This is a genomic window from Paucibacter sediminis, from assembly GCF_030254645.1.
Classification (GTDB): domain Bacteria; phylum Pseudomonadota; class Gammaproteobacteria; order Burkholderiales; family Burkholderiaceae_C; genus Paucibacter_B; species Paucibacter_B sediminis.
In genome coordinates this window covers 2,578,228-2,600,353 of record NZ_CP116346.1, presented here as the reverse complement: position 1 = coordinate 2,600,353, position 22,126 = coordinate 2,578,228, and the positions used below count along the sequence as shown (strand labels likewise).

Genomic DNA, 22,126 nt, shown 5'->3' with positions numbered 1-22,126 from the left:
CGATTGTCATCGCAGTGCCGCCAGCCGCTGCCGCCGGAACTCGCTCGGGGTCAGACCCGTCGCCGCCTTGAAGGCACGGTTGAAGGGGCCGATGGATTGGAACCCCGCCTCCAGCGCAATGCTCAGCACCGGCTGCTCGCGGCACGCCGGGTCGGCCAGCGCGGCCGAGGCAGCCTCGAGGCGCAGGCCGTTGACGAAGGCATTGAAGTTGCGATGGCCCAGCTGCTGGTTGATGAGGCGGCGCAGGCGGTATTCGGGCAGGCCCAGGCGCGTGGCCAGGCTGGCCAGGCTCAAGTCCTCGGCCTGGTAGAGGCGCTCGGCGCGCACGCGTGCCTGCAGCGCCAGGGCCTGGGCGCGTTCGGCCGCGTCGACCTCGGCGACCTCGGCGACCTCGGCGGGCGCTGCGGCCGGGTCGGGTGGGCCGCCCGGCGGCGCGGCCGGCAGCGGCAGCAGCTCGAGCGGGCGCAGGCCCAGCAGCGCGCTGGCCAGGGCCGCCAGTATCAGCAGCAGCCAGGCCGCATCCAGCAGCGCCGCCGCGCCCGACAGCCGGCCCTGCGGCGAGGCCAGGCGCAGCGCCAGCATCGTCAGGGCATACAAGCCGCCCGCCACCACCACGAAGACGCGCAAGCGGCGCCGGCGCTCGACCAGATCGCCACGCCAATGCGCGGCCGCGGCGGCGGCCGACAGCGCGGTGAACACCAGCGGCATGGCGCGCTGCAGGCCGTGGGTATAGGGCAGCAAGGGCGAGGCGGCACCATTGGCCGCGAGCAGGCAGTTCAGCAGGCTCACGCCCGCGGCGCCGCACCAGAGCAGCACATGCAGGGGCCGCAGCCGGAACTCGTCGTTGAAGAGGGTCTGCACAAACACCCAGAACAGCACCGCATTGCCCACCGAGACGGCAATCAGCGGCGCCTGCCAGCGCAGGCTCACCTCGGCCTCGAACAGCGGCGTGGAGCTGATGAGCTGCACGCCCAGGCCCAGGCACAGCAGGGCGGCCGCGCGCGCCGCCGCCAGGTCGGGGCGGGCGTGCAGCAGGCGCGCGCCCAGCAGGGCGAGCAGGGCCAGCGCCGCGCCGCGCAGGGCGGCATCGATGAGGGCAAGCGGGAGGGCGTCGGCGGGCATGGCGGCCGCAAGATAGCATGCGGGCCATGCCTCACCACACCACCACCCAACGCCTCGTCCTCGGCTGCATGGGCCTGGGCGGCGGCTGGGACGCCAATCCCATCGGCGAAGCCGACATCGCGCGCGCCCACGCTGCCGTGGAAGCGGCGCTCGATGCCGGCATCCGCCGCTTCGACCATGCCGACATCTACACCCTGGGCAAGGCCGAGCAATGCTTTGGCGAGCTGTTCCGCCGCCAGCCGGCGCTGCGCGGGCGCCTGCAGCTGCAGAGCAAGTGCGGCATCCGCTTTGCCGATGCCTGCGCGCCCAAGCGCTATGACCTGAGTGCGGCGCACATCCTCGCCAGCGTGGACGCCAGCCTGGCGCGCCTGCACACCGATCATCTGGAGCTGCTGATGCTGCACCGGCCCGATCCGCTGCTAGAGGCCGACGAGCTGGCCGAGGCCTGGCAGCGCCTCAAGGCCAGCGGCAAGGTGGGCCGGCTGGGGGTGTCGAACATGCATGGGGCGCAGATGCGCGCGATCGAGCGCGCCATCGGTACGCCGCTGGCGGCCAACCAGCTCGAGATGAGCCTGCTCAAGCGCGACTGGCTGGACAGCGGCGCCTGCTTCAACGACGCCCAGGCGCCTTCACTTGCACCGGCTGCCTCCGCCTGGGGCGACACCCTGGCGCATTGCCAGCTGCAGGGTGTGGAGCTGCAGGCCTGGGGGGCGCTGGCGCGCGGCTGGTACAGCGGCGCCGCGCCGGGCCATGCGCCGGCCGCCGTGCATGCCACGGCCGGCCTGGTGCGCAAGCTTGCCGAGGAACTTGCCACCAGCCCCGAGGCGGTGGTGCTGGCCTGGCTGCTGCGCCACCCGGCGCGCATCAGCGCGGTGCTCGGCAGCAGCGACCCGGCGCGCATCCGCGCCTGCGCCCAGGCGCAAGACCTGACCCTGAGCCGCGAACATTGGTACCGGCTTTACGAAAGTGCCCGCGGGCAGGAACTGCCCTGAACCCTGAGCCCCCACCCATGAACTTGTTGATCAAGACAGTGCCGGCCCGCTTGGCCGCCGTAATGGCCGCCGTAATGGCCGCCTTCCTGGCCGCCTGCGCCCAGCTCCCGCTGCAAGCCATTGACGACCAGGCCTGGGTGCAGGCCGCGGCCGGCGGTGCCTGGATGGTGCGCGCCAACACCGCCGCGGCCAGCTGCCCCACCCTCAGCTGGGAGAGCGGCGCGCTACCGATGCGCCTGCGCGCCGGGCCCGCCAGCGTGCCGGCCAGCCAGGCGGGCGCCAAGCCCGCGGTGTTCACGCAGCGCAGCTGCGAACTGGAGCTGCCCGCGGGCGCGCGCCAGCTGCGCGTGGGTAGCCTGGAGCTGGCCGCCCCAGTGGCCGAGCCGCGCCGCCTGCTGCTGCTGGGCGACACCGGCTGCCGCATGAAGGCCTCCGAAAACGCTTTTCAGGACTGCAACGACCCCGCCGCCTGGCCCTATGCGGCGGTGGTGCGCCGGGCCGCCACGATGCAGCCCGATCTGGTGATCCATGTGGGCGACATGCATTACCGCGAAAGCCCCTGCCCCGCCGACCGCGCCGGCTGCGCCGGCAGCCCCTGGGGCTATGGCGACGATGCCTGGCAGGCCGATTTCTTTGCGCCCTCGGCGCCCTTGCTGAAGGCCGCCCCCTGGGTGATGGTGCGGGGCAATCACGAGAGCTGCGCGCGCGCCGGCCTGGGCTGGTTCCGCTATCTCGATGCCCATGCCTGGCAGGGCCCCGAGGCCTGCGAGGACTTCACCGCGCCGTTCGTGCTGCCGCTGGACGCCCAGACCCAGCTGATCGTGTTCGACTCCTCGGCGGTCGTGAACCGCGCCTACCCGGCAGGTGACGCAGCCCTGCAGCGCTACCAGGCACAGCTGCGCCAGGTCGAGCAACTGAGCGGCGCGCGCCCACACAACTTCCTGCTGCACCACCACCCGGTGCTGGGCTTCAGTAGCAGCGCCGATGGCACCCCCCGGCCGGGCTCGGCGGGCCTGCGCTCGGCCATGGTGACCCTGCATCCGCAGCGCTATTACCCGCCCGGCGTGAACCTGGTGATGAATGGGCACGAGCACCTGTTCGAGGCCATCGGCTTTGCCAGCGATCATCCCGGCACCCTGGTACTGGGCAACTCCGGATCGGCGAATGGCTGGACGGTGGACGAGGCCAAGGCCTTGCAGGCGCAGCCCGCGCCAGGCGCGGTGGTGCAGAGCGTGGCCACCTATGGCGGCTATGGCTTCGCCACCCTGGACCGGCAGGGCGAGGGCTGGCTGCTGACCGAATGGAGCGTGGACGGCAAGGCGCTGAAGCGCTGCGACATCGTGGGGAGCAAGGTGAGTTGCCAGGATTCACCTTGAGAGGTGGGCAGGATTTCGGCCTGCGCGAGTGGTCGGAGCTGAGTCCTCGTTTTTTTAGATCCCCGTAGGCGACGTGGGACGACAGGCAGCTTGGCAGCGACAGCAGCCATACGACTGGACGGGATCGACGCCCGAAACCGGTCGCTCAACGTTGAACCTGAGCCGCGAGCGGCGGCTTGCCGACGCGAGTCGGCTCGAGCGACTGGTTAGGCGTCAGGCCTTGGAGAACTAGCATTTCTTGCGCCACGAATAGCTACAAAGACAGTACCGGCAAGGATAGCGGCACCAAGAAGCGCCGCTACAGCGCCGGCCACATATGCACTGGCAGCCTCGGAAATAAATGAGAATACAAAGGCAACGACATCCAGTTGCGGCGGCATGAAGCCTGGCCAACGTGCACCCGTAAAGGAGCAAAAGGCGCCGTACAACAAGTAGGCGCTGAACCCACAGCCAAGCAGCGCGCCACCAAGGCCGATTTCACCGTTCGACGAATGCTGAGGCTCCGCGCTCATGTGGGTTGACGCCTAACGTTAAAGATAAGCGGACGAGAAAGCGTAGCTGGCGCAGGTCCGCTCGAGCGCAGGGTTGGGCATCACTTCGCGGCTCCTTTGAAAAACCAAACCATCGACCCAAGAAACTCGCGAGCTTCGTGGGCATTGGCGAACCCGTGGCAGTGTGAGTTGGCATTCCAGAGTTCGAGAACCTCGTGGTCCTTCCTTGCGAGAAGTTCACTGATCTGAGCGGTAAGGCGATGCATTCCGTCTTCGCCTAGCCCTTCGACGATGCTCTGCCAGATGTCCTCGTCTGTCTCGAAGTCGAGGTAGGCGTCCTGGTGGTACCAGCCACCGATGGCGTTCTTGAGCGTAGCCAGTTCGCCCAAATCCGCGAGGTAACTAGGTTCTGCCTTCATGATGCCCAACGTTGAAGCTGAGCCGCGAGTGGCGGCTCGCCGACGCGAGTCGGCTCGAGCGACAGGTTAGGCGTCTGGTTCATAGGGAGGCGGCTAGTCCGGACACCACTGAATGTTGAATGCGCGCCCGTCAGTCGTGAGCACCTGTGAAACGCTGTGGACCAGCATCCCTTTTGAATCAAGGACTTTCAACGCGAAGAATCGCGTATTTTGCTCAGGCGTGACAGTGATCTCGAAAGGCTCGTTCCTGCATGGCACATCTCGTGCGGTACAGAAAGCGCCGGCGTCATAACGTGCTTGCACGATTGCCAGCGCTGATTTGTAGTCGCTTGCAAGTTGTGATCCGAACCTTAAGGTCCCGCATGCGCCCTTGACTATGCGGATCGGCGGCGGTTCAACTGCATTGGCCACTGCCAGCGCAGCACAAAGCGCTACCGCGGCCCAAAACTTGGGCGAATAGATCGGTATGCGCAACATCGGAAGACGCCTAACGCCTGAATTGATCCGATCCGCGAAGCGGCTTCGGCTTAAATGAATTGTTAGAGCCCATCTTGTGCATGCCGGTATATGTGCTCTTTGATCTCAGCGACTACGGTGTCCTCCTGAAGGTCAAACTCCAAGTAACCGTCATGCTCAGTAAACACAGCTGCCTGCGCGGCGCCTGGACGAACAGCCGCAAACGCAAAGGGAAAACGGAAAACCGCGCCACCAGGGGTGCGCACCTCAACCAGAGAGGATGGAGAAAAATCGTACGCAGAGAGTCCCTTGGACAGGATCTCTTCCGCTGGGCGCTCCAACTTTTCTGAGAGGTCCGGCGCCCAGTCTTGAAGAACTTCACGCCAAGGTCTAAGTGGTTTCATGGGCTCTAACGCAGAGTTAACCGGGCGACAGCGGATGGACGCCTTGCACGCGAGGCGCAGGATAGGCAGGTGCGCCTCGCGAGCATGGTGGCCAACCGTTGTCGCTCCGGTTGAATGGCCAATTAGGCATCACTGCTGAAACTTCAGCCACGTCAGTTGGGCGCATAGACCATCAAGATCGGGAAACATGCTGCCTGCATGAACGCCATACTGAGCCAATGCTTCAAGCAAAGCATGCTTTGCATCTGCCCGAACGATCAGTTTCATGTCGTCGTTGAGCAGCAGTGGATCAGTTGGGTTCGGGTGGATGCTGAACAGTCCGGCTTGCGCCGACAGTCTAGGAGTCACATGCGCAGGCAAGACCAACGTAGGGCGCGCAACGTTCCATGGATCTGTGTCAACGCCGGGATTGAGCAGTTCGGGCGCGTGGAGACAGTACAGAGCGCCGTCTTCGGCCGGTGACGAGCGGCATGCGAAGAACAATCCGACTAGTGGATTGCGTGTCCAATCAAGAAGGCGTGTAGGCAAGCCGTGATGCTGGGCAAGCGATAGCCACTCCCAGTCGCTTCTTGGTTGGTGCGGCACGAAGGGCCTTGCGTGCGACTTGAAAAGCCACAATAGCTCTTGCTCAACTTTGAGGGTGGCTTCGAGATCAGAAGTTGAACGTCCGATCGTTGGGACGAGTTTATGCCTGGCGACATCCGAAACGCCACGATAGACAAACGCCCTTCCGTGAGGTTCGATGTGGCGATGTAAGTCGCCCAATGAATCGAGTGTGAGCGTTTCCATTCGTGATGCCTAACGTTGAAGCTGAGCCGCGAGCGGCGGCTTGCCGACGCGAGTCGGCTCGAGCGACTGGTTAGGCGGCATTTTGCTTCCTCACTGCGGCCAGAACGCGGAGAAACGCAAGCCGGTGCTTGCATTTGGAGCAGTACGAATCCTTAGTGATTGCCAATGCTTCAGCGGGCCCAACCAAATGAAGCGGGTAGTCAGGCAACGTCCCCGCTGGCAGCCCCCAATGCCCCGGGAAGTAGGAGCCGAAGTCTGCATCGCAGAAGTCGCAAAGAACGAGCTCGTGACCCCAAAGCTCAAAGGAGTTGTATTCATGCTCGTCGCGCCTGAACTCATCCAACTCAGATTCGGAGTGGCCGCAGTCGAAACATGGTGCAACGTCACGTTCTGACAGTGACGTCGAGCAGATTGGGCAGAGAGTGGTGGCCATGACGCCTAACTAGGTTGTAGGGCGACAGATTTGCTGCATAACACCGGAACCTGTCTGCATAACATCGGACGCCTCCCCGGCCTGCATGCCGCGCCATTGCTGGATTATGACCAATGGGCCGTCAATTCACACTGCATGAACAGACCGATGAAACCGGCACGTGGTCAGCTCCATTTGAATCGCCCCGCACTCGGTTGGTACTCGTGATCGAATGGGCTGCCGCGGCACGATCTATGCCGCTTTGTCGGCCTGAAAGCGGTAATCGTTGAACGCCTGCCCTCAGCCTGATCCTGAAGTCCTCCGGGGTTCGGCCGCTCATACCTTGGCGAGGAAAGCCGCCGCATCACCAGCTTCGCACTTCCAGTCTGCGAAGACCCCGACCAGATTGCATTCCACGCAGTGGCAAGCGATGTAGTACCAGCGTACGTTATGTGTGCCCTCGTGCACGGAGACGCCGGACATCAGCTCGAACACCTCGTTCTCGCACACGCACTCGTGCGTCTCGGGCGCGGCTTCTTCAACGTAGTCCGCGCTGTCGCCCATCAGGTGTTCCTGCCCGCAGTCGGTGCAGGTGCGGATTGCCACGCCGGCTTCTTCATCCGTCTGCAGCGCGAAGGTCCGGCACCCGCAATCACATTTGGACGCGGCAAACCTGACGGTCTCATGGCGATTCGCAATGCTGTAGCTGCGCAGTTCGGCTTGGGTGTCGCCGGACGTCGTCCCGTACCAGAACTCGCCCTTCTTCGTCAGTGCCATTGATGCTGCTCCATTCTTCAAGGTGGGCTTCCCGGCAGGCCTGATGCCAGGCTCGCCCTGATCATGTGGATTTTGCCTGCAGGCCCGGCGAATCGTCGTGAAGGGCCCGGGTCGGGGTGGTGGCCGACAAGGGCTGCAGACATCCAATTGCCGATCTTGGAGATTGCAGCCATCCGGTGGCCTCTCCGATTCGAACGACTCAGACCAGCCTGATGCGGCCCCCGAGGCCGCTCAACATCTGCTCGCCAGCTTGTACATTCCCAGGCATCACCCAAGCACGCACCCCTACCTCATGCCAAAAACCCCTCAGAAGCCTTTCGTCATCGGTGTCGCAGGGGGCAGCGGCAGCGGCAAATCGACGGTGACGCGCCAGGTCTTGGCCGCCATCGGGCCGGAGAAGGTGGCGGTGGTGATGCAGGATGACTACTACCGGGACCAGTCCCACATGCCGCCTGAGGACCGGCGCAAGCAGAACTACGACCATCCCGATGCCTTTGACTGGCCGCTGATGGCGCAGCATCTGGCCGCGCTGCGCAAGGGTGAGGCGATCGAGATGCCGGTGTATGACTTCTCGGCCGACAACCGCTCCAGCGAAACCATTACCGTGAAGCCCGCACCGGTGATCGTGGTCGAGGGCCTGTTCGCCTTGTACGACACCAAGCTGCGCAACATGATGTCGCTGAAGATTTATGTGGACACGGCCTCGGACGTGCGGTTCATCCGTCGGCTGCAGCGCGATATTTCGGAGCGTGGCCGCAGCACCGAGTCTGTGGTGCAGCAGTACCTGGAAACCGTGCGCCCCATGCACAAGCAGTTCATTGAGCCGACCAAGCGCAACGCCGACGTGATCCTGCCGCACGGCGCCAACGGTCCGGCGGTGGACATCATCACCACCAAGGTGATGAGCTTGTTGCACGATGACGAGCGTGGCTGAAGCCCAGGCGCCCGTCCGCCGCCGTGGGAGTAAGTAAGAAGTGAAAGCGCTGATCCTCCGCTAGAAAGCCGAAATGGGCTGAGGCACCCAGCGCCAGCCACGCCTTGTCGCTCCCCTGCGCGCGGCTTGACACACATCAACCTTCACCGAGCCACCCGCGCTAAGCTGCGTCCATGGCAATCTCAAAAGGCTTGCGGCGCTGGCTCAGCGGCGCCCTGATGGTGGCGATGCTGTTCATGCAGCTGGCCACCGCCGCCTATGCCTGCCCACAGCTGCAGCAAAGAAAAAACATGCCCGACTGCCAGGGCATGGCCGCCATGGCCGACCCCGCGCAGCCCCAGCTCTGCAAGGCCCATTGCACCCAGGCGGCCCAGGCCAGCGCGGCCCATGCGCTGCCGGACCTGCAATGCAACCCCGCCGGCCTGCTGCTGGTGCAACCGCTGCCGGCGGCGCCGGCGCCTGGCTTGCAGCTGCTGCAGCGCGCCGCGCCCCCGGCCAGCCACCCGGGTGACCCACCGCTCTATCTTGCGCTCCTGATCCTGCGGAATTGATCGGCGGCAGCGCTGCCTGCCGTTACGCATCAACCGAGGATCACCATGCCTGATGAAGAACTCTGCTTTCATTTTTCCCTGAAGGCGCCGCGCTCTTGCCTGGCCGTCGCCCTGCTGGCCTGCAGCCTGGGCGCCGGTGCGCAGGAGCTGCCGGCCCTGCTGGCGCTGGCCCGCGCGCAAAGCCCCGAAGTCGCGGCCATGCGGCTGGAGGCCGATGCCGCGGCCCAGCGCGTGCAGCCCGCCGGCGCCCTGCCCGACCCGGTGCTGCGCGTCGAGCTGATGGACGTCAACAACTATGGCAGCGAGCGCAGCCCCAACCTGCTGCCCTGGAAGGTCGGCGAGACCAAGTACACCTTGATGCAGACCCTGCCCGGCTGGGGCAAGCGCGAGCTGCGCCGCGAGCAGGCCGACGCCCAGGCCCGCGAGGCCGAGGCGCGCGCCGCGGCCAGCTGGGCCGAGCTGGCGATGCGCGTCAAGAGCAGCTATGCGGAGCTCGCCCGTGCCGCCGGCAGCGCAACACTGACGCGTGAATTGCTGGCCCTGGGCGTGCGGCTGGAGCAGGCGGCCCAGCTGCGCTATGCGCAAGGCCTTGCCGGCCAGCAGGATGCCCTGCGCGCCCAGCTGGAGCAGACCGCCATGCGCGGCGAGCTGCTGATGCTGGAGGCCGAGCAGCGCCAGCTGCTGGCCAGGCTCAACGGCCTGCTGGCGCGCCCCGCCGCTACGCCGCTGGCGGACCCGCCCGCCCTGCCACCGCTGCCGGTGTTGAGCACCGCCGACGCCGCCGGCCTGGCCGAGCGCGCCCGCCTGAACAACCCGCTGCTGCGCGCCGAGCAGGCCCGCCTGGCCGCCGCGCGCAAGGGCCAGGAACTGGTGGATCGCAACCGCTATCCCGACCTCAACGTCGGCATCTCGCCCTCGCAGATGGGTTCGCGCATCACCACCTGGGGCCTGATGCTGGAGCTGAATCTGCCGCTGCAGCAGGGCGCGCGGCGCAGCCAGGAGCGCGAGGCCGCGGCCATGGCCGAGGCGGCGCGTGCGCGCAGCGAGGCGCTGACGAACCAGCTGCTGGGCGAGCTGGCCGGCCGGCTGGCGGCGCTGGAGGCGGCGCGCCAGAGCGAACAGCTGATTGCCAGGCAGATGCTGCCGCAGGCAGAGCTGGCGCTGCAGTCGGCGCTGGCCGGCTACGAGAGCGGCAAGGCCGAGTTCGCGATGCTGCTGGAGGCCCAGGGCCAGATCCGGCGCAGCCGGATGGCGCTGCTGAAAACCCAGGTCGAGGCCCGCATGGCCCTGGCCGAGATCGAACGCCTGTTGGGAGAAGAGCTGTGAGCAACAACAAGACCATGCTTTTTTTCCTCGCCGTCATCCTGCTGGCCCTTGCCGCTGCCGGTGGCGGCTACTGGCTCGGCACCCAGACGCAGCATGGCGGCAGCAGCGCCGCCGCGCCGGCCACCTCCGCCGCCGCCCCGGTGCGCAAGCCGCTCTACTACCGCAACCCCATGGGCCTGGCCGACACCTCGCCGGTGCCCAAGAAGGACGAGATGGGCATGGACTACATCCCCGTCTATGCCGACGAAGACGAGGCGCCCGCGAGCAGCAACAACGCCGCCACGCTCAAGATCAGCACCGAGAAGATTCAAAAACTGGGCGTGCGCAGCGAGGCCGCGGCCCTGCGCGTGCTGGGCCGCGGCCTGCGCGCCGCCGGCCGGGTGGAGGCCGACGAGCGCCGCATCGCCGTGGTGGCGCCCAAGTTCGAGGGCTATGTGGAGCGCCTGCACGTCAACGCCACCGGCCAGTTCGTGGCCAAGGGTCAGGTCTTGTTCGAGGCCTACAGCCCCGAGCTGCTGGCGGCCCAGCGCGAGGTCCTGCTGGCCGCGCAGGGCGCACAGGCCATGCAACAGGCGGGCAGCGAGGCTCAGCGCGGCCTGCAGCAGTTGGCCGAATCCGGCCTGGCACGGCTGCGCAACTGGGATCTCTCGCCCGCCCAGGTGGCCGCCTTGCAGCAGACCGGCCAGGTGCAGCGCACGCTCAGCTTTGCCTCGCCGGTGTCGGGCATCGTCACCGAGAAGAAGGCCCAGCAGGGCATGCGCTTCATGGCCGGTGAGACCCTCTACCAGATCACCGACCTCTCCAGCGTCTGGGTCATCGCCGAGGTGTTCGAGCAAGACCTGGCCCTGGTGAAGCCCGGCGCCGCGGCCACGGTGAGCCTGGACGCCTACCCGGGCCGGCGCTTCACGGGCCGCATCGGCTACATCTACCCCACCCTGAAGGCCGAGAACCGCACGGTGCCGGTGCGGGTGGAGCTGGCCAACCCCGGCGGCCTGCTCAAGCCCGCCATGTTCGCCCAGGTCGAGCTGGCGGTGGGCAGCGCGGCGCCGGTGCTGGCGGTGCCCGAATCAGCGGTGCTCGATACCGGCTTGCGCAAGCTGGTGCTGGTGCAGCTCAAGGAGGGCCGCTTCGAGCCGCGCGAGGTCGAGCTGGGCGCGCATGCGCAGGATTATGTGGAGGTGCGCAAGGGCCTGCGGGCGGGCGAGCAGGTGGTGACCTCGGCCAACTTCCTGATCGATGCCGAGAGCAATCTCAAGGCCGCGGTGCAGGGCATGGCGCCGGCTTCGGCAGCCTCTGCGGCTCATTGAGGAGGGCGCCGCCATGCTTCTCACCAAACTGATTCAATGGTCGGGGCGCAACCCGGTGCTGGTGCTGCTGGCCACGCTCTTCATCGTCGTGGCCGGCGTGCTGGCGCTGGCGCGCACGCCGCTGGACGCCCTGCCCGATCTCTCCGACGTGCAGGTGATCGTCTACACGGAGTTCCCCGGCCAGGCGCCGCAGGTGGTGGAGGACCAGGTCAGCTACCCCCTCACCACCGCGATGCTGGCGGTGCCGCGCTCGAAGGTGGTGCGCGGCTTCTCCTTCTTCGGCGCCTCCTTCGTCTACGTGATCTTCGAGGACGGCACCGACATCTACTGGGCGCGCAGCCGCGTGCTGGAGTACCTGAACTTCGCCGCAAGCCGGCTGCCCAAGGGCGTCACGCCCACGCTGGGCCCCGACGCCACCGGCGTCGGCTGGGTCTACCAGTACGTGCTGCTGGCCAAGAACAAGACCCTGGCCGAGCTGCGCACCATCCAGGACTGGTATCTGCGCTACCAGCTCACCAAGGCGCCGGGCGTGGCCGAGGTGGCCTCGCTGGGCGGCTTTGTGCAGACCTACCAGGTCACCGTCGATCCGATGCGGCTGCGCAGCTACGGCATCCCGCTGGCCAAGGTGGCGCAGGCGATCCGCGATTCGAACCGCGACGTGGGCGGCCGCGTGGTCGAGATGGCCGAGACCGAGTACATGGTGCGCGGGCGCGGCTATCTGCGCGGCAAGGCCGACATCGAGATGCTGGCGCTGAAGAGCGAGGGTGGCGCGCCCGTGCTGATACGCGATGTGGCGCGCGTGGAGCTGGCGCCCGACGAGCGCCGCGGCCTGGCCGAGCTGAATGGCGAGGGCGAGGTGGTGTCGGGCATCGCGATGTCGCGCTACGGCCAGAACGCGCTGGAGGTGATCCACAACATCAAGGCCAAGGTGGCCGAGGTGGCGGCCGGCCTGCCCGAGGGCGTGAGCATCCAAGCCGTCTACGACCGCTCCGAGCTGATCGAGCGCGCCATCGCCACCCTCAAGCGCACCCTGGTGGAAGAGAGCCTGATCGTGGCGGCCGTCTGCGTGGTCTTCCTGATGCATCTGCGCTCGGCCCTGGTGGCCATGCTGATGCTGCCGGTGGGCGTGCTGATGGCCTTCATCGCCATGCACGCGCTGGGCATCAATGCCAACCTGATGAGCCTGGGCGGCATCGCCATCGCGATCGGCGCGATGGTGGACGCGGCCATCGTGATGATCGAGAACGCGCACAAGCACCTGGAGCGCCTGCCGGCGGGGCACACGCTGCAGCAGCGCAGCGCCGCCATGCTGGCGGCCTGCCAGGAGGTGGGGCCGGCGCTGTTCTTCTCGCTGCTCATCATCACCGTCTCCTTCCTGCCGGTGTTCACGCTGGAATCGCAGGAGGGGCGCCTGTTCGCACCGCTGGCCTATACCAAGACCTTCTCGATGGCGGGCGCGGCCCTGCTCTCGGTGACCCTGGTGCCGGTGCTGATGCTGCTGTTCATCCGCGGCCAGGTGATGCCGGAGGCGCGCAACCCGGTGAACCGCCTGCTGATCTGGCTCTACCGCCCGGTGATCGCCTGGGTGCTGCGCTGGCAGAAGCTCAGCATCGCGCTGGCGCTGCTGGTGCTGGGCTGCAGCTGGTGGCCGGCCTCGCAGCTGGGCAGCGAGTTCATGCCCACGCTCAACGAGGGCAGCCTGCTCTATATGCCGGCCTCGCTGCCGGGCATGTCCATCACCAAGGCGGCCGAGGTGATGCAGACCCAGGACAAGCTCATCAAGAGCTTCCCCGAGGTGGCCTCGGTGTTCGGCAAGGCCGGGCGCGCCAACAGCGCCACCGACCCCGCGCCGGTGGAGATGTTCGAGACCGTCATCAACCTCAAGCCCGAGAGCGAGTGGCGGCCCGGCATGACGATGGACAAGCTGATCGCCGAGCTGGACGGCGCGCTGCAGTTTCCCGGCATCTCGAATGCCTGGACCATGCCCATCAAGGCGCGCATCGACATGCTCTCCACCGGCATACGCACGCCCATCGGCATCAAGGTGTTCGGCCGCGACCTGGCCGAGATGGAGCGCCTGGCGCAGCAGATCGAGCGCGTCGTGAAGGCGGTGTCCGGCACCACCTCGGCCTTTGCCGAGCGCCTCACCGGCGGCAGCTATCTGAACATCGAACCCGACCGCGAGGCGCTGGCGCGGCTGGGCATCTCGGTGGGCGAGCTGCAGGAGCTGATTGCCACGGCGCTGGGCGGCGAGATGGTCAGCACCGCGGTGGAGGGGCGTGAGCGCTTCGGCATCACGGTGCGCTACCCGCGCGCGCTGCGCAGCAGCCCCGAGCAGATCGCGGCGGAGGTGATGGTGCCCTTGATGAACGGTGGCGTGGTGCCGCTGGGCCAGGTGGCGCGCGTGCAGGTGGCGCGCGGCGCGCCCGGCATCCGCACCGAGAACGCGCTGCTCTCGGCCTACATCTTCGTGGACATCCGCGGCCGCGACATCGGCTCCTATGTGGCCGAGGCGCGCCGCGCGGTAGCCGAGCAGGTGGTGTTCCCGCCCGGCTACTACATCAGCTGGAGCGGCCAGTTCGAGTACATGGAGCGCGCCATCGCCAAGATGAAGGTGGTGGTGCCCATCACCCTGCTGACCATCTTCCTGCTGCTCTACCTGAACTTCCGGCGCCTCACCGAGACCCTGATCGTGATGCTCTCGGTGCCCTTCGCCCTGGTGGGCGGGGTGTGGCTGATGTGGTGGCTGGGTTACAACCTCTCGGTGGCGGTGGCGGTGGGCTTCATCGCCCTGGCCGGCGTGGCCGCCGAGACCGGGGTGGTGATGCTGATCTACCTGGACCATGCCTGGCGCGATGCCCAGGCGCGCTGCGCCGCCGCGGGGCGCGCCGCCGGCGCGTCGGAGCTCTATGCCGCGGTGATGGAGGGCGCGGTGGAGCGGGTGCGGCCCAAGATGATGACGGTGGTGGCCATCATGGCTGGCCTCTTGCCCATCATGTGGGGCAGCGGCGCCGGCTCGGAGGTGATGAGCCGCATCGCCGCGCCCATGGTGGGCGGCATGATCTCCTCCACCGTGCTGACGCTGGCGGTGATACCGGCCCTGTATGCGCTGCTCAAGCGCTGGGAGCTGCGGCGCGGCGCTGCTAAGGTGGCGGTCAGCGATACAGCAAGCCCCGCCCAGCCATGAAGCGATTCATCACCCTGGCCCTCGCCGCCACCCTGGGCCTGGGCGCACCCGCCCGGGCCGCCGACCCCCTGCCCCTGCCCGCGGTGGAAAGCGGCCGCATCGAGCGGCTCGAGAACTTCCCCTCCAAGTTCGTCGATGCCCGCCATGTGGACGTCTGGCTGCCCGAGGGCTACAGCCCCGCGCGGCGCTACCAGGTGCTCTATATGCACGACGGCCAGATGCTGTTCGATCCCAGCACCAGCTGGAACCGACAGGCCTGGAAGGTGGACCGCGCACTCGGCCGGCTGCTGCAGCAGGGCCAGGTGCCCGACACCCTGGTGGTGGGCATCTGGAACAACGGCCGATACCGGCATGCCGAGTATTTCCCGCAGAAGTTCCTGCCCTTCATGCCCGCCGACCTGCGCGAGCGCTACATCCGCGAGGCCTTGCAGGGCAAGCCGCTGGCCGATGCCTATCTGCGCTTTCTGGTCGAGGAGCTCAAGCCGGCGATCGACCAGCGCTATCCCACCCTGCCCGATGCCGCCCATACCTTCGTGATGGGCTCCAGCATGGGCGGGCTGATCTCGGTCTATGCGATGAACGAGTACCCGCAGGTGTTCGGCGGCGCGGCCGGCCTCTCCACGCATTGGGTGGGCGCGCACCGGCCCAACGCCACCCTGCCGCTGGCGGCCTACCGCTATCTGCAGGGCGCGCTGGCCGCGCCCGAGGGCCACCGCCTCTACCAGGACCATGGCACGACCGAGCTGGACGCGCTTTACGCGCCCTACCAGCCCTTTGTCGACGAGCTGGTGCGCGAGCGCGGCTACCGCGAGCAGGGCGCGCAGGCCAATTTCCTCAGCCGCGTCTTCCCCGGCAGCGGCCACAACGAGGCCGCCTGGGCCGCGCGGCTGGAGATCCCACTGCTGTTCCTGCTGGGCCCGCGCTGAGCCGCCGCAAGACAAGGGATTGACGCCGTGCAGGCCGGCGGGCAAAAACATGGGGTCACTTGTTGCCAGGAGGATCCCATGATCAGAACTTCGCTTCGCCCGCTCGCCGCCGCGCTGAGCGCCGCCTTTCTTCCCCTGCTCGCGCTCGCGCAGGGCAACAGCCAGCAGGTGGTCAAGCCGCCGCAGGCCCAGGCCTGGATCGATCTCGCCACCTTCAGCGGCATGGGCATGCCGGGGGGCATGGGCGCGGGCGGCGGCGGCGGCAATCCGATGGCGGCGCTGGGTGGCTTGTTCGGCGGCGGCGCCAGGCGCGACGAGGCGAACCGCTTTGGCCAGACCCAGAGCATGGCGGCCGGCCGCTGGATGGACGTGACGCTGTACAGCCGCGCCAACCCCAAGCTGGCCGAGGCCCAGCAAAGCGTGCCGCCCGGCTTCATGAGTCCGGCACTCAAGCTGCAGAGCCCGCTGGAGACGCGCGGTGCGCCGCCCGAGCCGGGCGACGAGCGCGTCGTCGAGCCCGAGCAGGAGCGCCCCAGGGGCAAGATGCTGCTGTACTGGGGCTGCGGCGACACGGTGCGCCCGGGCCAGCCACGCGTGATCGATTTCGCCACCGCCACGCCGGCCGAGCTGGCCAAGTTCTTCCAGTCGCGCCGCGCCACCCAGCGCGGCAGCCATGCCGCCAGCGGCCGCCCGCTCTGGCCCAGCCGCGACGACAGCCGCATGGTCCCCGCCGCGGCATCGCTGGTGGGCGAGCATGCCTACAGCGCCGCCGGCCTGCCCGAGGGCTTTCGCTTCCAGATCCCGGCCGCGCAGGACCTGATGCCCGCCATCGCGCTCAAGCAGCAGGAGCAGGACGGCGCCACCCAGCTGAGCTGGCAGGCCCTGCCGACGGCGCGCGCCTACTTCATCTCGGCGATGGGGGCGCGCGACAACCAGGAGATGGTGATCTGGACCAGCAGCGAGCAGCCCGACATGGGCTTCGGCCTGCAGGATTACCAGACCAATGCCGCGGTGGACCGCTGGCTCAAGGAGCAGGTGCTGCTGGCCCCGCAGACCACGCGCTGCAACGTGCCCAAGGGCGTGTTCGGCAGCGGCCAGGGCGCAATGCTGCGCATGATTGCCTATGGCAGCGAACTCAACCTCGCGCACCCGCCGCGCCCCAGCGACGTGAAGATCCCCTGGGAGCCGCAATGGGCGGTGAAGCTGCGCCTCAAGTCGGTGGCCTCGGCCATGCTGGGCATGGACATGGGCGACATGATGATGGAGCAGCGCGGGCGCCCGGCCAAGGGCGACGATGCCGATGAGCCGGCCAAGGAAACGGCCAAGGAGCCGCCCAAGAAGCCCGGCGTGACCGATGTGCTGAAGGGTTTGTTCGGGCGCTGAGGATCAGCGGCGCGGCGATACTGTTGCAGGAGGCAAGCAAGATGCATCGTCGCGAGTTCATGGCGCTGAGCGGCCTGGCGATGGCGGGCCGCGCGTTCGCTGCGCCCGCGGCCGCACCCATCTCTGCGCCCATCCGCATGGCCTACTTCGACAAGTACGAGCCCTTCAGCCAGCGCGCGGCCGACGGCACGATGAGCGGGGCGCTGATCGACGGCATCGAGCTGCTGGGCCGCGCCTGCGGCATCGGCTTCGAGCACCACGGCTACCCCTGGGCGCGCGCCCAGCTGCTGGTGGAACGCGGCGAACTCGACGCCCTCTGCACCGTGCCCACGCCGGCGCGCCAGGCCTGGCTGGAGTTCTGCGGCACGCCGCTGGTGAGCCTGGCCTACGGGGTGTTCCACCGCAGCGACGATGCACGCGCCGCCCAGGCCCAGTCACTGGAAGATCTGCGCGCCTTGCGCCTGGGCAGCTACCGCGGCAGCGGCTACAGCCGCGGCCTGCTCAAGATGGACCAGGTGCAGATCGACAACGATGCCGAATCGGTGCTGCGCCGCATCGTGATGGGTTCGCTGGACATCTTCATGGAGAGCGAGCTGATTGCCGGCACGCGCATCAGGCAGCTGGGCCTGGCCGGCAAGATCGGCTTCACGCCCCTGCCCTTCCTGCCACCGGCGCAGTTCTGCTTCGGCCTGCGGCGCAGCCATGCCGATTGCAGCGCCATCGTGGCCCGCATGGAAGCGGCCACGGTGGCGGCGCGCCAATCCGGCGCGCTGCAGAACCTGCTGGCCAAATACCGCTGAGCGCCTGTTGACGCTCGGCTCGGGCTGCCTCAAGCCGGCAATAGAGCGGGCGCGGGCGCGCGCGGCGCCTCGCCCAGCAGGGCCGCCACATCGGTGAGCAGGATGCGGCGCTCGCCCAGCAGCGCGATGCTGGCGGCAAGCCCGCCGCCGTTCATCTCGGGTGCGGGCCGGATCGCCTCGGGCGCCAGCTTGACGACATCGTGCACCGCATCGACCACCAGGCCCACCAGGCGGCCGCGCAGATTGGCGATCACCACCACCGTCTGCGCCAGCGGTGCCTGCTCCTCGACGCCCAGCAGCACGCGCGGATCGAGGATGGGCACGATCTGACCCCGCAGGTCGATGATGCCCAGCACATGTAGGGCCGAATTGGCCAGCCGCGTCGGCAGCTCGAAGCTGCGCAGCTCCTGCACGTCGAGGATGGGGATGCCGTACTCCTCCGCGCCGAGGCGGAAGCTCAGGATTTCGTCGTGTTGCATGGGGTGCTCGCTCGCTTGGATTCGCTTGGATTCAGGATGCGGTGTGCACGCGGAAGGTCTGCACCACCGCCGACAGCTGCGAGGCCTGCTCGCTCATGCTGGTGGCGGCGGCGGCACTCTCTTCCACCAGGGCGGCGTTCTGCTGCGTCATCTGGTCCAGCTGGGCCACGGCGGCGTTGATCTGGTTCACGCCCTCGGCCTGCTCGGTCGCCGAGCTGGCGATCTCGCCGATGATGTCGCGCACCCGGCTGACGTTCTGCACGATCTCCTGCATCGAGGCGCCCGCCATATTGACCAGCTCGGAGCCGGCGCTGACGCGTTCCACGCTGTCGCTGATCAGGGTCTTGATCTCCTTGGCCGCCTGCGCGCTGCGCTGCGCCAGCGTGCGCACCTCGGCCGCCACCACCGCGAAGCCGCGCCCCTGCTCGCCGGCGCGCGCCGCCTCCACCGCCGCATTGAGGGCGAGGATATTGGTCTGGAAGGCGATGCCGTCGATCACGCCGATGATGTCGCTGATGCGGCGCGATGACTCGTTGATCTCGCCCATCGTGCTGACCACCTGGCCGACCACGCGGCCGCCCTGCTCGGCGCTGGCGCCGGCCGTGCTGGCGAGCTGATTGGCGACGCGGGCCGAATCGGCGGACTGGCGGATCGCGCCCGACATCTGCTCCATGCTGGCCGCCGTCTCTTCCAGATTGCTGGCGGTCTGCTCGGTGCGCGCGCTCAGGTCATGGTTGCCGGTGGCGATCTCGCGGCTCGCCACATTGATGTTCTCGGTGCCGGCGCGCACCGCCGCCACCAGCTTGCGCAGCTGGGCCTGCGCCTCGTTGAGCGCCAGCTGCAATTGCGCCAGCTCGTCGTCGCCGCGCACCACGATGTCCTGGGTCAGGTCGCCATGGCCGAAGCGGCGCGCCGCCTGCACGGTCTCGCCGATCGTGCGGGTCAGCTGGCTGACGAAGCGCCAGCACACCACCACCGCCAGCAGCACGGCCGCCAGCGTGAGCGCACCGGCGAGCATGAAGAGCTGGCCGAAGCGTGCCTCCACCTGCGCCTCCAGCTCGTGCAGCTGGCTCAGCTGGGTGTCGGCCAGGGCCTGCACCGCGGCCACGTACTTGTCGGTAATGGGCAGGAACTTGGAGGCGATCAGCGCCTTGGCGGCGGCATCGTCGCCGGCCGTCTTGGCCTTGTTGATCTCCTCGCGCATGGCCAGCCACTCGGCGCGCACCCGGCCCACCTCCTCCGCACCCTGCTTGGACGCGGGCAGCACGGCCCGTTCGTTGAAGCGCTTCTGCGTCTCGGTGGTGCTGCGACTGGTGGCCGCCATGGCCTCCTTGAAGAAGTCCAGCAGCTGGCTGCCGTCGGCCTGGGCCACCGCCAGCGAACGCGCCGAGTTCTGGCGCACATCGCCCAGCCATTGGTCGGCCAGCTTGAGCAGCTCGGCCTCGCGGTTCATGTCGGCCGTGGCCTCCATCACCTGGCGCGCGCTGAATGCCGCGCTGCCCAGCACGACCAGGAAGATGCCGACCACGAGCGCGAAGCTCAGCGCCAGCCGGGTGGAAAGGTTCAGGGACTTCATGTCGCGTCGCGGCCGCAGCGCGGGTGGCTGGGCATTCCGGTTCGGTCGGCCGCGGTCCGCGCGGCTGCGGTGCCAGCCCTGAGGCCGGCCGGCACGCGCGCATGAAGCATGGGGAAACAAAGGGCGTGATAACGCCTTGACGAGGCGGCCCGGCCCATGCGCGCGGGCGCAGGGGCAGCAACTACCACGGCAACCCCGCTATCGTTTCCCGCCCGAGAGGGCGGAAGGCAGACCGGAGGCTTTGCGACCCTGGCTTTCGCGCAGGTGTGCCAAGCGGCGGATTCTGGTGTTTACCCTGATAGGCGTCAATGCCGGGCGCGATACATCGACTTACATCCGGCGTACAGCGGCAATATTGCACGCTTGGGCGGGCTTGGCGCCCACCTCAGTCGCGCAGCGGCGGCAGCAGTGCTTCGATGTCCTCGATACCACGCCGCTCGCTGGCGGGCGCCAGCGGCGCCAGGGCATTCAGGGCCTCGCTGCTGAGCCGCCCCACCAGCTGGCCCAGCTCGCTGAAGCGCAGGCCCTGGCGCACCAGGAAGGCGATGTAGCTGTGGCGCAGCATCTCGGCCGTGAGGGCGTCGGCGCCGTCGAGCTGCGCGTCGTGCGCGGTGGCGGCGACGATCATGTGCACCTCATCGGCCTGCAGGGCCCGCCCGCTCGCATGCTGCAGCAGCGGCAGCTCGGCCGCGCCACCGGCATTCAGCGCCCAGGCCGCGCGCAAGGGCGCCGCCAGCGGCAGGCGGCGCGCGTCGGCACCCGGCACCTGCAGCTGGCCGCGCTTGGCGTCCACATGCTGCAGCTGCAGGGCCAGCAGCTCGTCCACCGTCAGGCCGCACAACAGCGCCGCCAGCACCGGCTTGTGCTCGGGCGTCGCGGCCGCGAGCAATTGCCCCACCTCGCCGGCCTGCAACTCGCGCGGCGGGGCGCCGGCCAGCAGGGCCCGCTCCGGCGCCGCCGGCAGCACGGCCTGCGGCGGCATGCCGGCCTGCCCCGGCAGACCCATCATGGCTGGGGGGATCACCACCGTGGTGGTGACCGGCGCGGCCGCCTCGCTGCGGTTGAAGAACTCGACGAACCAGACCGCCAGAAAGCCCAGCAGCAGCGCGCCCGCCAGCACCAGGCCGGCATCGCGCCAATAGGCCGGGCTGCTGGGCGCCGCCGGCGTCACCGCCGGCTCCAGCACCAGCAGCTGCGGCCGCCGCGCGCGCTCGCTGGACTCCAGCGCCAGCAGCTTCTGCCTGGCCGTTTGCAGCAATTGCTCGAGGCCGTGGACCTCGGCCTGCATGACCTGGTAGGCGCCCAGCTGCTGGCTGGCAGACTGCACTTCCTGGCGATCGCCGCTGAGTTGCTGCTGCAGGCGCTGCACCGTGCTCTTGGCGGAGGCCAGTTCCTCGCGCGCCTCGGCCAGGGCCATCTGCTGCGACTTGCTGCGCTCGGCGTCCAGCTGCTGTTCCAGATTGGCGATGCGCGCCTTGAGCGCCCGCGCGCCCGGGTCCATGTCCAGATACTGCGGTGTGTATTGGCGCTCCATGCCGCGCCAGTCCTCGCGCGCCTGCGAGAGCCGCGCCTCCAGGCCGGCCACCGTGGGGTTGTCCCGGGCCTGGGGCAGGCGCGCGCCGCGCGCCACGGCCTGCTCCAGCGCCTGCACCTTGCCCTCGCTCACCGCCTGGCGGTCGGTGGCCTGCTGCAGCGAGGTGTTCAGGCCCTTCAGGCGTGCGAGCGCCTGGCTCTCGTCGCGCTCGCTGGACACGATGTGGTTCTGCTGCCGGTAGCTCTCGGCGGCGTGGCGCTTGTCCGCCAGCCTGGCCTCGATCACGCGGATCTCCTCGCGCGCCGCATCCAGCTTCTCGTTCGAGGCCAGGCTGCCGCTCTCGCTCTGGGCGCGCCGGTACACCTCCACCAGGGTGTTGACCAGGGGCGCCACCAGCGCGGCGTCCGGGCTCTGGGCCTGCAGCTGCAGCAGCTGGCTGTCGGCCACCGGCCGCACCGAGAGCAGCTGCTGCACCGCCAGCACCGGGTCATCCGCCCCCGCCTTGATCAGCCCCTGGGCGCTCAGCTGCTCCACCGCCTGCTGCACCAGGGCGCGGCTGCGCAGGATCTCGCCCTCCAGCTGCAGCGCCGGTGCCACCGGCGTCAGCGTGGCCGCTGACGAGGCCGCACCCGCCACCAGGCCCGGCGCCGGGATGATCTGCAGCTTGGCACTGGCCGTGTAGACGGCGCTGCGCATGAAGTCCAGGCCCAGCCCCAGCAGCAGGCCAAGGCCGAACACCGCAACGAAGACCTGGAGGCGACGGCGCATGGCCAGGCTGCGCGGCGCCGGCGCGGCGAAACCGGCGCCGTGATGCAGGCTTGCCATATGGAGTGTGCGATGCGGCATGAAGATTTTTGCGGGCGCCCGGAGCGGGCGCGTAGCTGC

18 protein-coding genes and 1 riboswitch are annotated in these 22,126 nt (G+C 68.3%); of the genes, 10 read left to right on the top strand and 8 right to left on the bottom strand.

Going from position 1 to position 22,126, the window contains the following annotated elements; translation table 11 throughout:
* Positions 1-6: 6 nt before the first annotated feature.
* A complete protein-coding gene (locus PFX98_RS12050; protein ID WP_285235447.1) occupies positions 7-1,122 on the bottom strand; it encodes an AraC family transcriptional regulator in 1,116 nt (371 codons plus the stop codon).
* Between the two features lie 26 nt (positions 1,123-1,148).
* Between PFX98_RS12050 and PFX98_RS12045 the strand changes: the two genes are divergently transcribed.
* Both PFX98_RS12045 and PFX98_RS12040 read left to right on the top strand, forming a co-directional pair.
* Positions 1,149-2,114 (top strand): aldo/keto reductase, encoded by a 966-nt coding sequence (locus PFX98_RS12045; RefSeq protein ID WP_285235446.1) that lies wholly within the window; start codon positions 1,149-1,151, stop codon positions 2,112-2,114.
* A 17-nt stretch (positions 2,115-2,131) separates the two neighbouring features.
* Positions 2,132-3,490: a metallophosphoesterase family protein gene (locus tag PFX98_RS12040; RefSeq protein ID WP_285235444.1), complete on the top strand. Its 1,359-nt coding sequence runs from the start codon at positions 2,132-2,134 to the stop codon at positions 3,488-3,490.
* Between the two features lie 592 nt (positions 3,491-4,082).
* Here PFX98_RS12040 and PFX98_RS12035 read toward each other — a convergent pair.
* The 4 genes from PFX98_RS12035 to PFX98_RS12020 all read right to left on the bottom strand — a co-directional run bounded on the left by PFX98_RS12035 (position 4,083) and on the right by PFX98_RS12020 (position 7,238).
* A complete protein-coding gene (locus tag PFX98_RS12035; protein WP_285235443.1) occupies positions 4,083-4,400 on the bottom strand; it encodes a contact-dependent growth inhibition system immunity protein in 318 nt (105 codons plus the stop codon).
* A 93-nt stretch (positions 4,401-4,493) separates the two neighbouring features.
* Entirely contained in the window at positions 4,494-4,877 is a 384-nt protein-coding gene (locus PFX98_RS12030; protein ID WP_285235442.1) for a hypothetical protein, read from the bottom strand.
* 512 nt (positions 4,878-5,389) lie between these two features.
* Entirely contained in the window at positions 5,390-6,049 is a 660-nt protein-coding gene (locus PFX98_RS12025; RefSeq protein ID WP_285235441.1) for an FRG domain-containing protein, read from the bottom strand.
* A gap of 748 nt (positions 6,050-6,797) precedes the next feature.
* On the bottom strand, positions 6,798-7,238 hold the full coding sequence (locus PFX98_RS12020) for a hypothetical protein (RefSeq protein ID WP_285235440.1): 441 nt from the start codon (positions 7,236-7,238) through the stop codon (positions 6,798-6,800).
* 292 nt (positions 7,239-7,530) lie between these two features.
* Here PFX98_RS12020 and udk point away from each other — a divergent pair, with 292 nt between their 5' ends.
* The 8 genes from udk (at position 7,531) to PFX98_RS11980 (ending at position 17,652) form a co-directional block, all read left to right on the top strand.
* Positions 7,531-8,172, top strand: a complete 642-nt coding sequence (gene udk / locus PFX98_RS12015; protein ID WP_285235439.1) for a uridine kinase — start codon at positions 7,531-7,533, stop codon at positions 8,170-8,172.
* Between the two features lie 173 nt (positions 8,173-8,345).
* Positions 8,346-8,723, top strand: coding sequence for a hypothetical protein (locus tag PFX98_RS12010; protein WP_285235438.1), 378 nt, complete (start codon positions 8,346-8,348; stop codon positions 8,721-8,723).
* Between the two features lie 45 nt (positions 8,724-8,768).
* Positions 8,769-10,049, top strand: a complete 1,281-nt coding sequence (locus tag PFX98_RS12005; protein WP_285235437.1) for a TolC family protein — start codon at positions 8,769-8,771, stop codon at positions 10,047-10,049.
* A 14-nt stretch (positions 10,050-10,063) separates the two neighbouring features.
* Positions 10,064-11,356 (top strand): efflux RND transporter periplasmic adaptor subunit, encoded by a 1,293-nt coding sequence (locus PFX98_RS12000; protein ID WP_342399183.1) that lies wholly within the window; start codon positions 10,064-10,066, stop codon positions 11,354-11,356.
* 13 nt (positions 11,357-11,369) lie between these two features.
* Complete coding sequence (locus tag PFX98_RS11995; protein WP_285235436.1) at positions 11,370-14,543, top strand: efflux RND transporter permease subunit; 3,174 nt, start codon at positions 11,370-11,372, stop codon at positions 14,541-14,543.
* The gene (locus PFX98_RS11990) at positions 14,540-15,469 is read left to right on the top strand and encodes an alpha/beta hydrolase (protein WP_285235435.1); all 930 of its coding nucleotides are present in this window, start codon (positions 14,540-14,542) and stop codon (positions 15,467-15,469) included. The genes PFX98_RS11995 and PFX98_RS11990 overlap by 4 nt, the downstream gene beginning before the upstream one ends.
* Before the next feature lie 78 nt (positions 15,470-15,547).
* Complete coding sequence (locus PFX98_RS11985; RefSeq protein ID WP_285235434.1) at positions 15,548-16,852, top strand: hypothetical protein; 1,305 nt, start codon at positions 15,548-15,550, stop codon at positions 16,850-16,852.
* Between the two features lie 41 nt (positions 16,853-16,893).
* Positions 16,894-17,652, top strand: a complete 759-nt coding sequence (locus tag PFX98_RS11980; protein WP_285235433.1) for a substrate-binding periplasmic protein — start codon at positions 16,894-16,896, stop codon at positions 17,650-17,652.
* 29 nt (positions 17,653-17,681) lie between these two features.
* Here the strand turns inward: PFX98_RS11980 and PFX98_RS11975 are convergent, their stop codons facing one another.
* From PFX98_RS11975 to PFX98_RS11965, 3 genes are all read right to left on the bottom strand, one after another.
* Entirely contained in the window at positions 17,682-18,131 is a 450-nt protein-coding gene (locus PFX98_RS11975) for a chemotaxis protein CheW (RefSeq protein WP_285235432.1), read from the bottom strand.
* Positions 18,132-18,162: 31 nt separating this feature from the next.
* Positions 18,163-19,707, bottom strand: coding sequence for a methyl-accepting chemotaxis protein (locus tag PFX98_RS11970; protein ID WP_285235431.1), 1,545 nt, complete (start codon positions 19,705-19,707; stop codon positions 18,163-18,165).
* A 185-nt stretch (positions 19,708-19,892) separates the two neighbouring features.
* Positions 19,893-19,988: riboswitch (cyclic di-GMP riboswitch) on the bottom strand.
* Positions 19,989-20,092: 104 nt separating this feature from the next.
* A complete protein-coding gene (locus PFX98_RS11965; RefSeq protein ID WP_285235430.1) occupies positions 20,093-22,066 on the bottom strand; it encodes a GumC family protein in 1,974 nt (657 codons plus the stop codon).
* Positions 22,067-22,126: the final 60 nt, after the last annotated feature.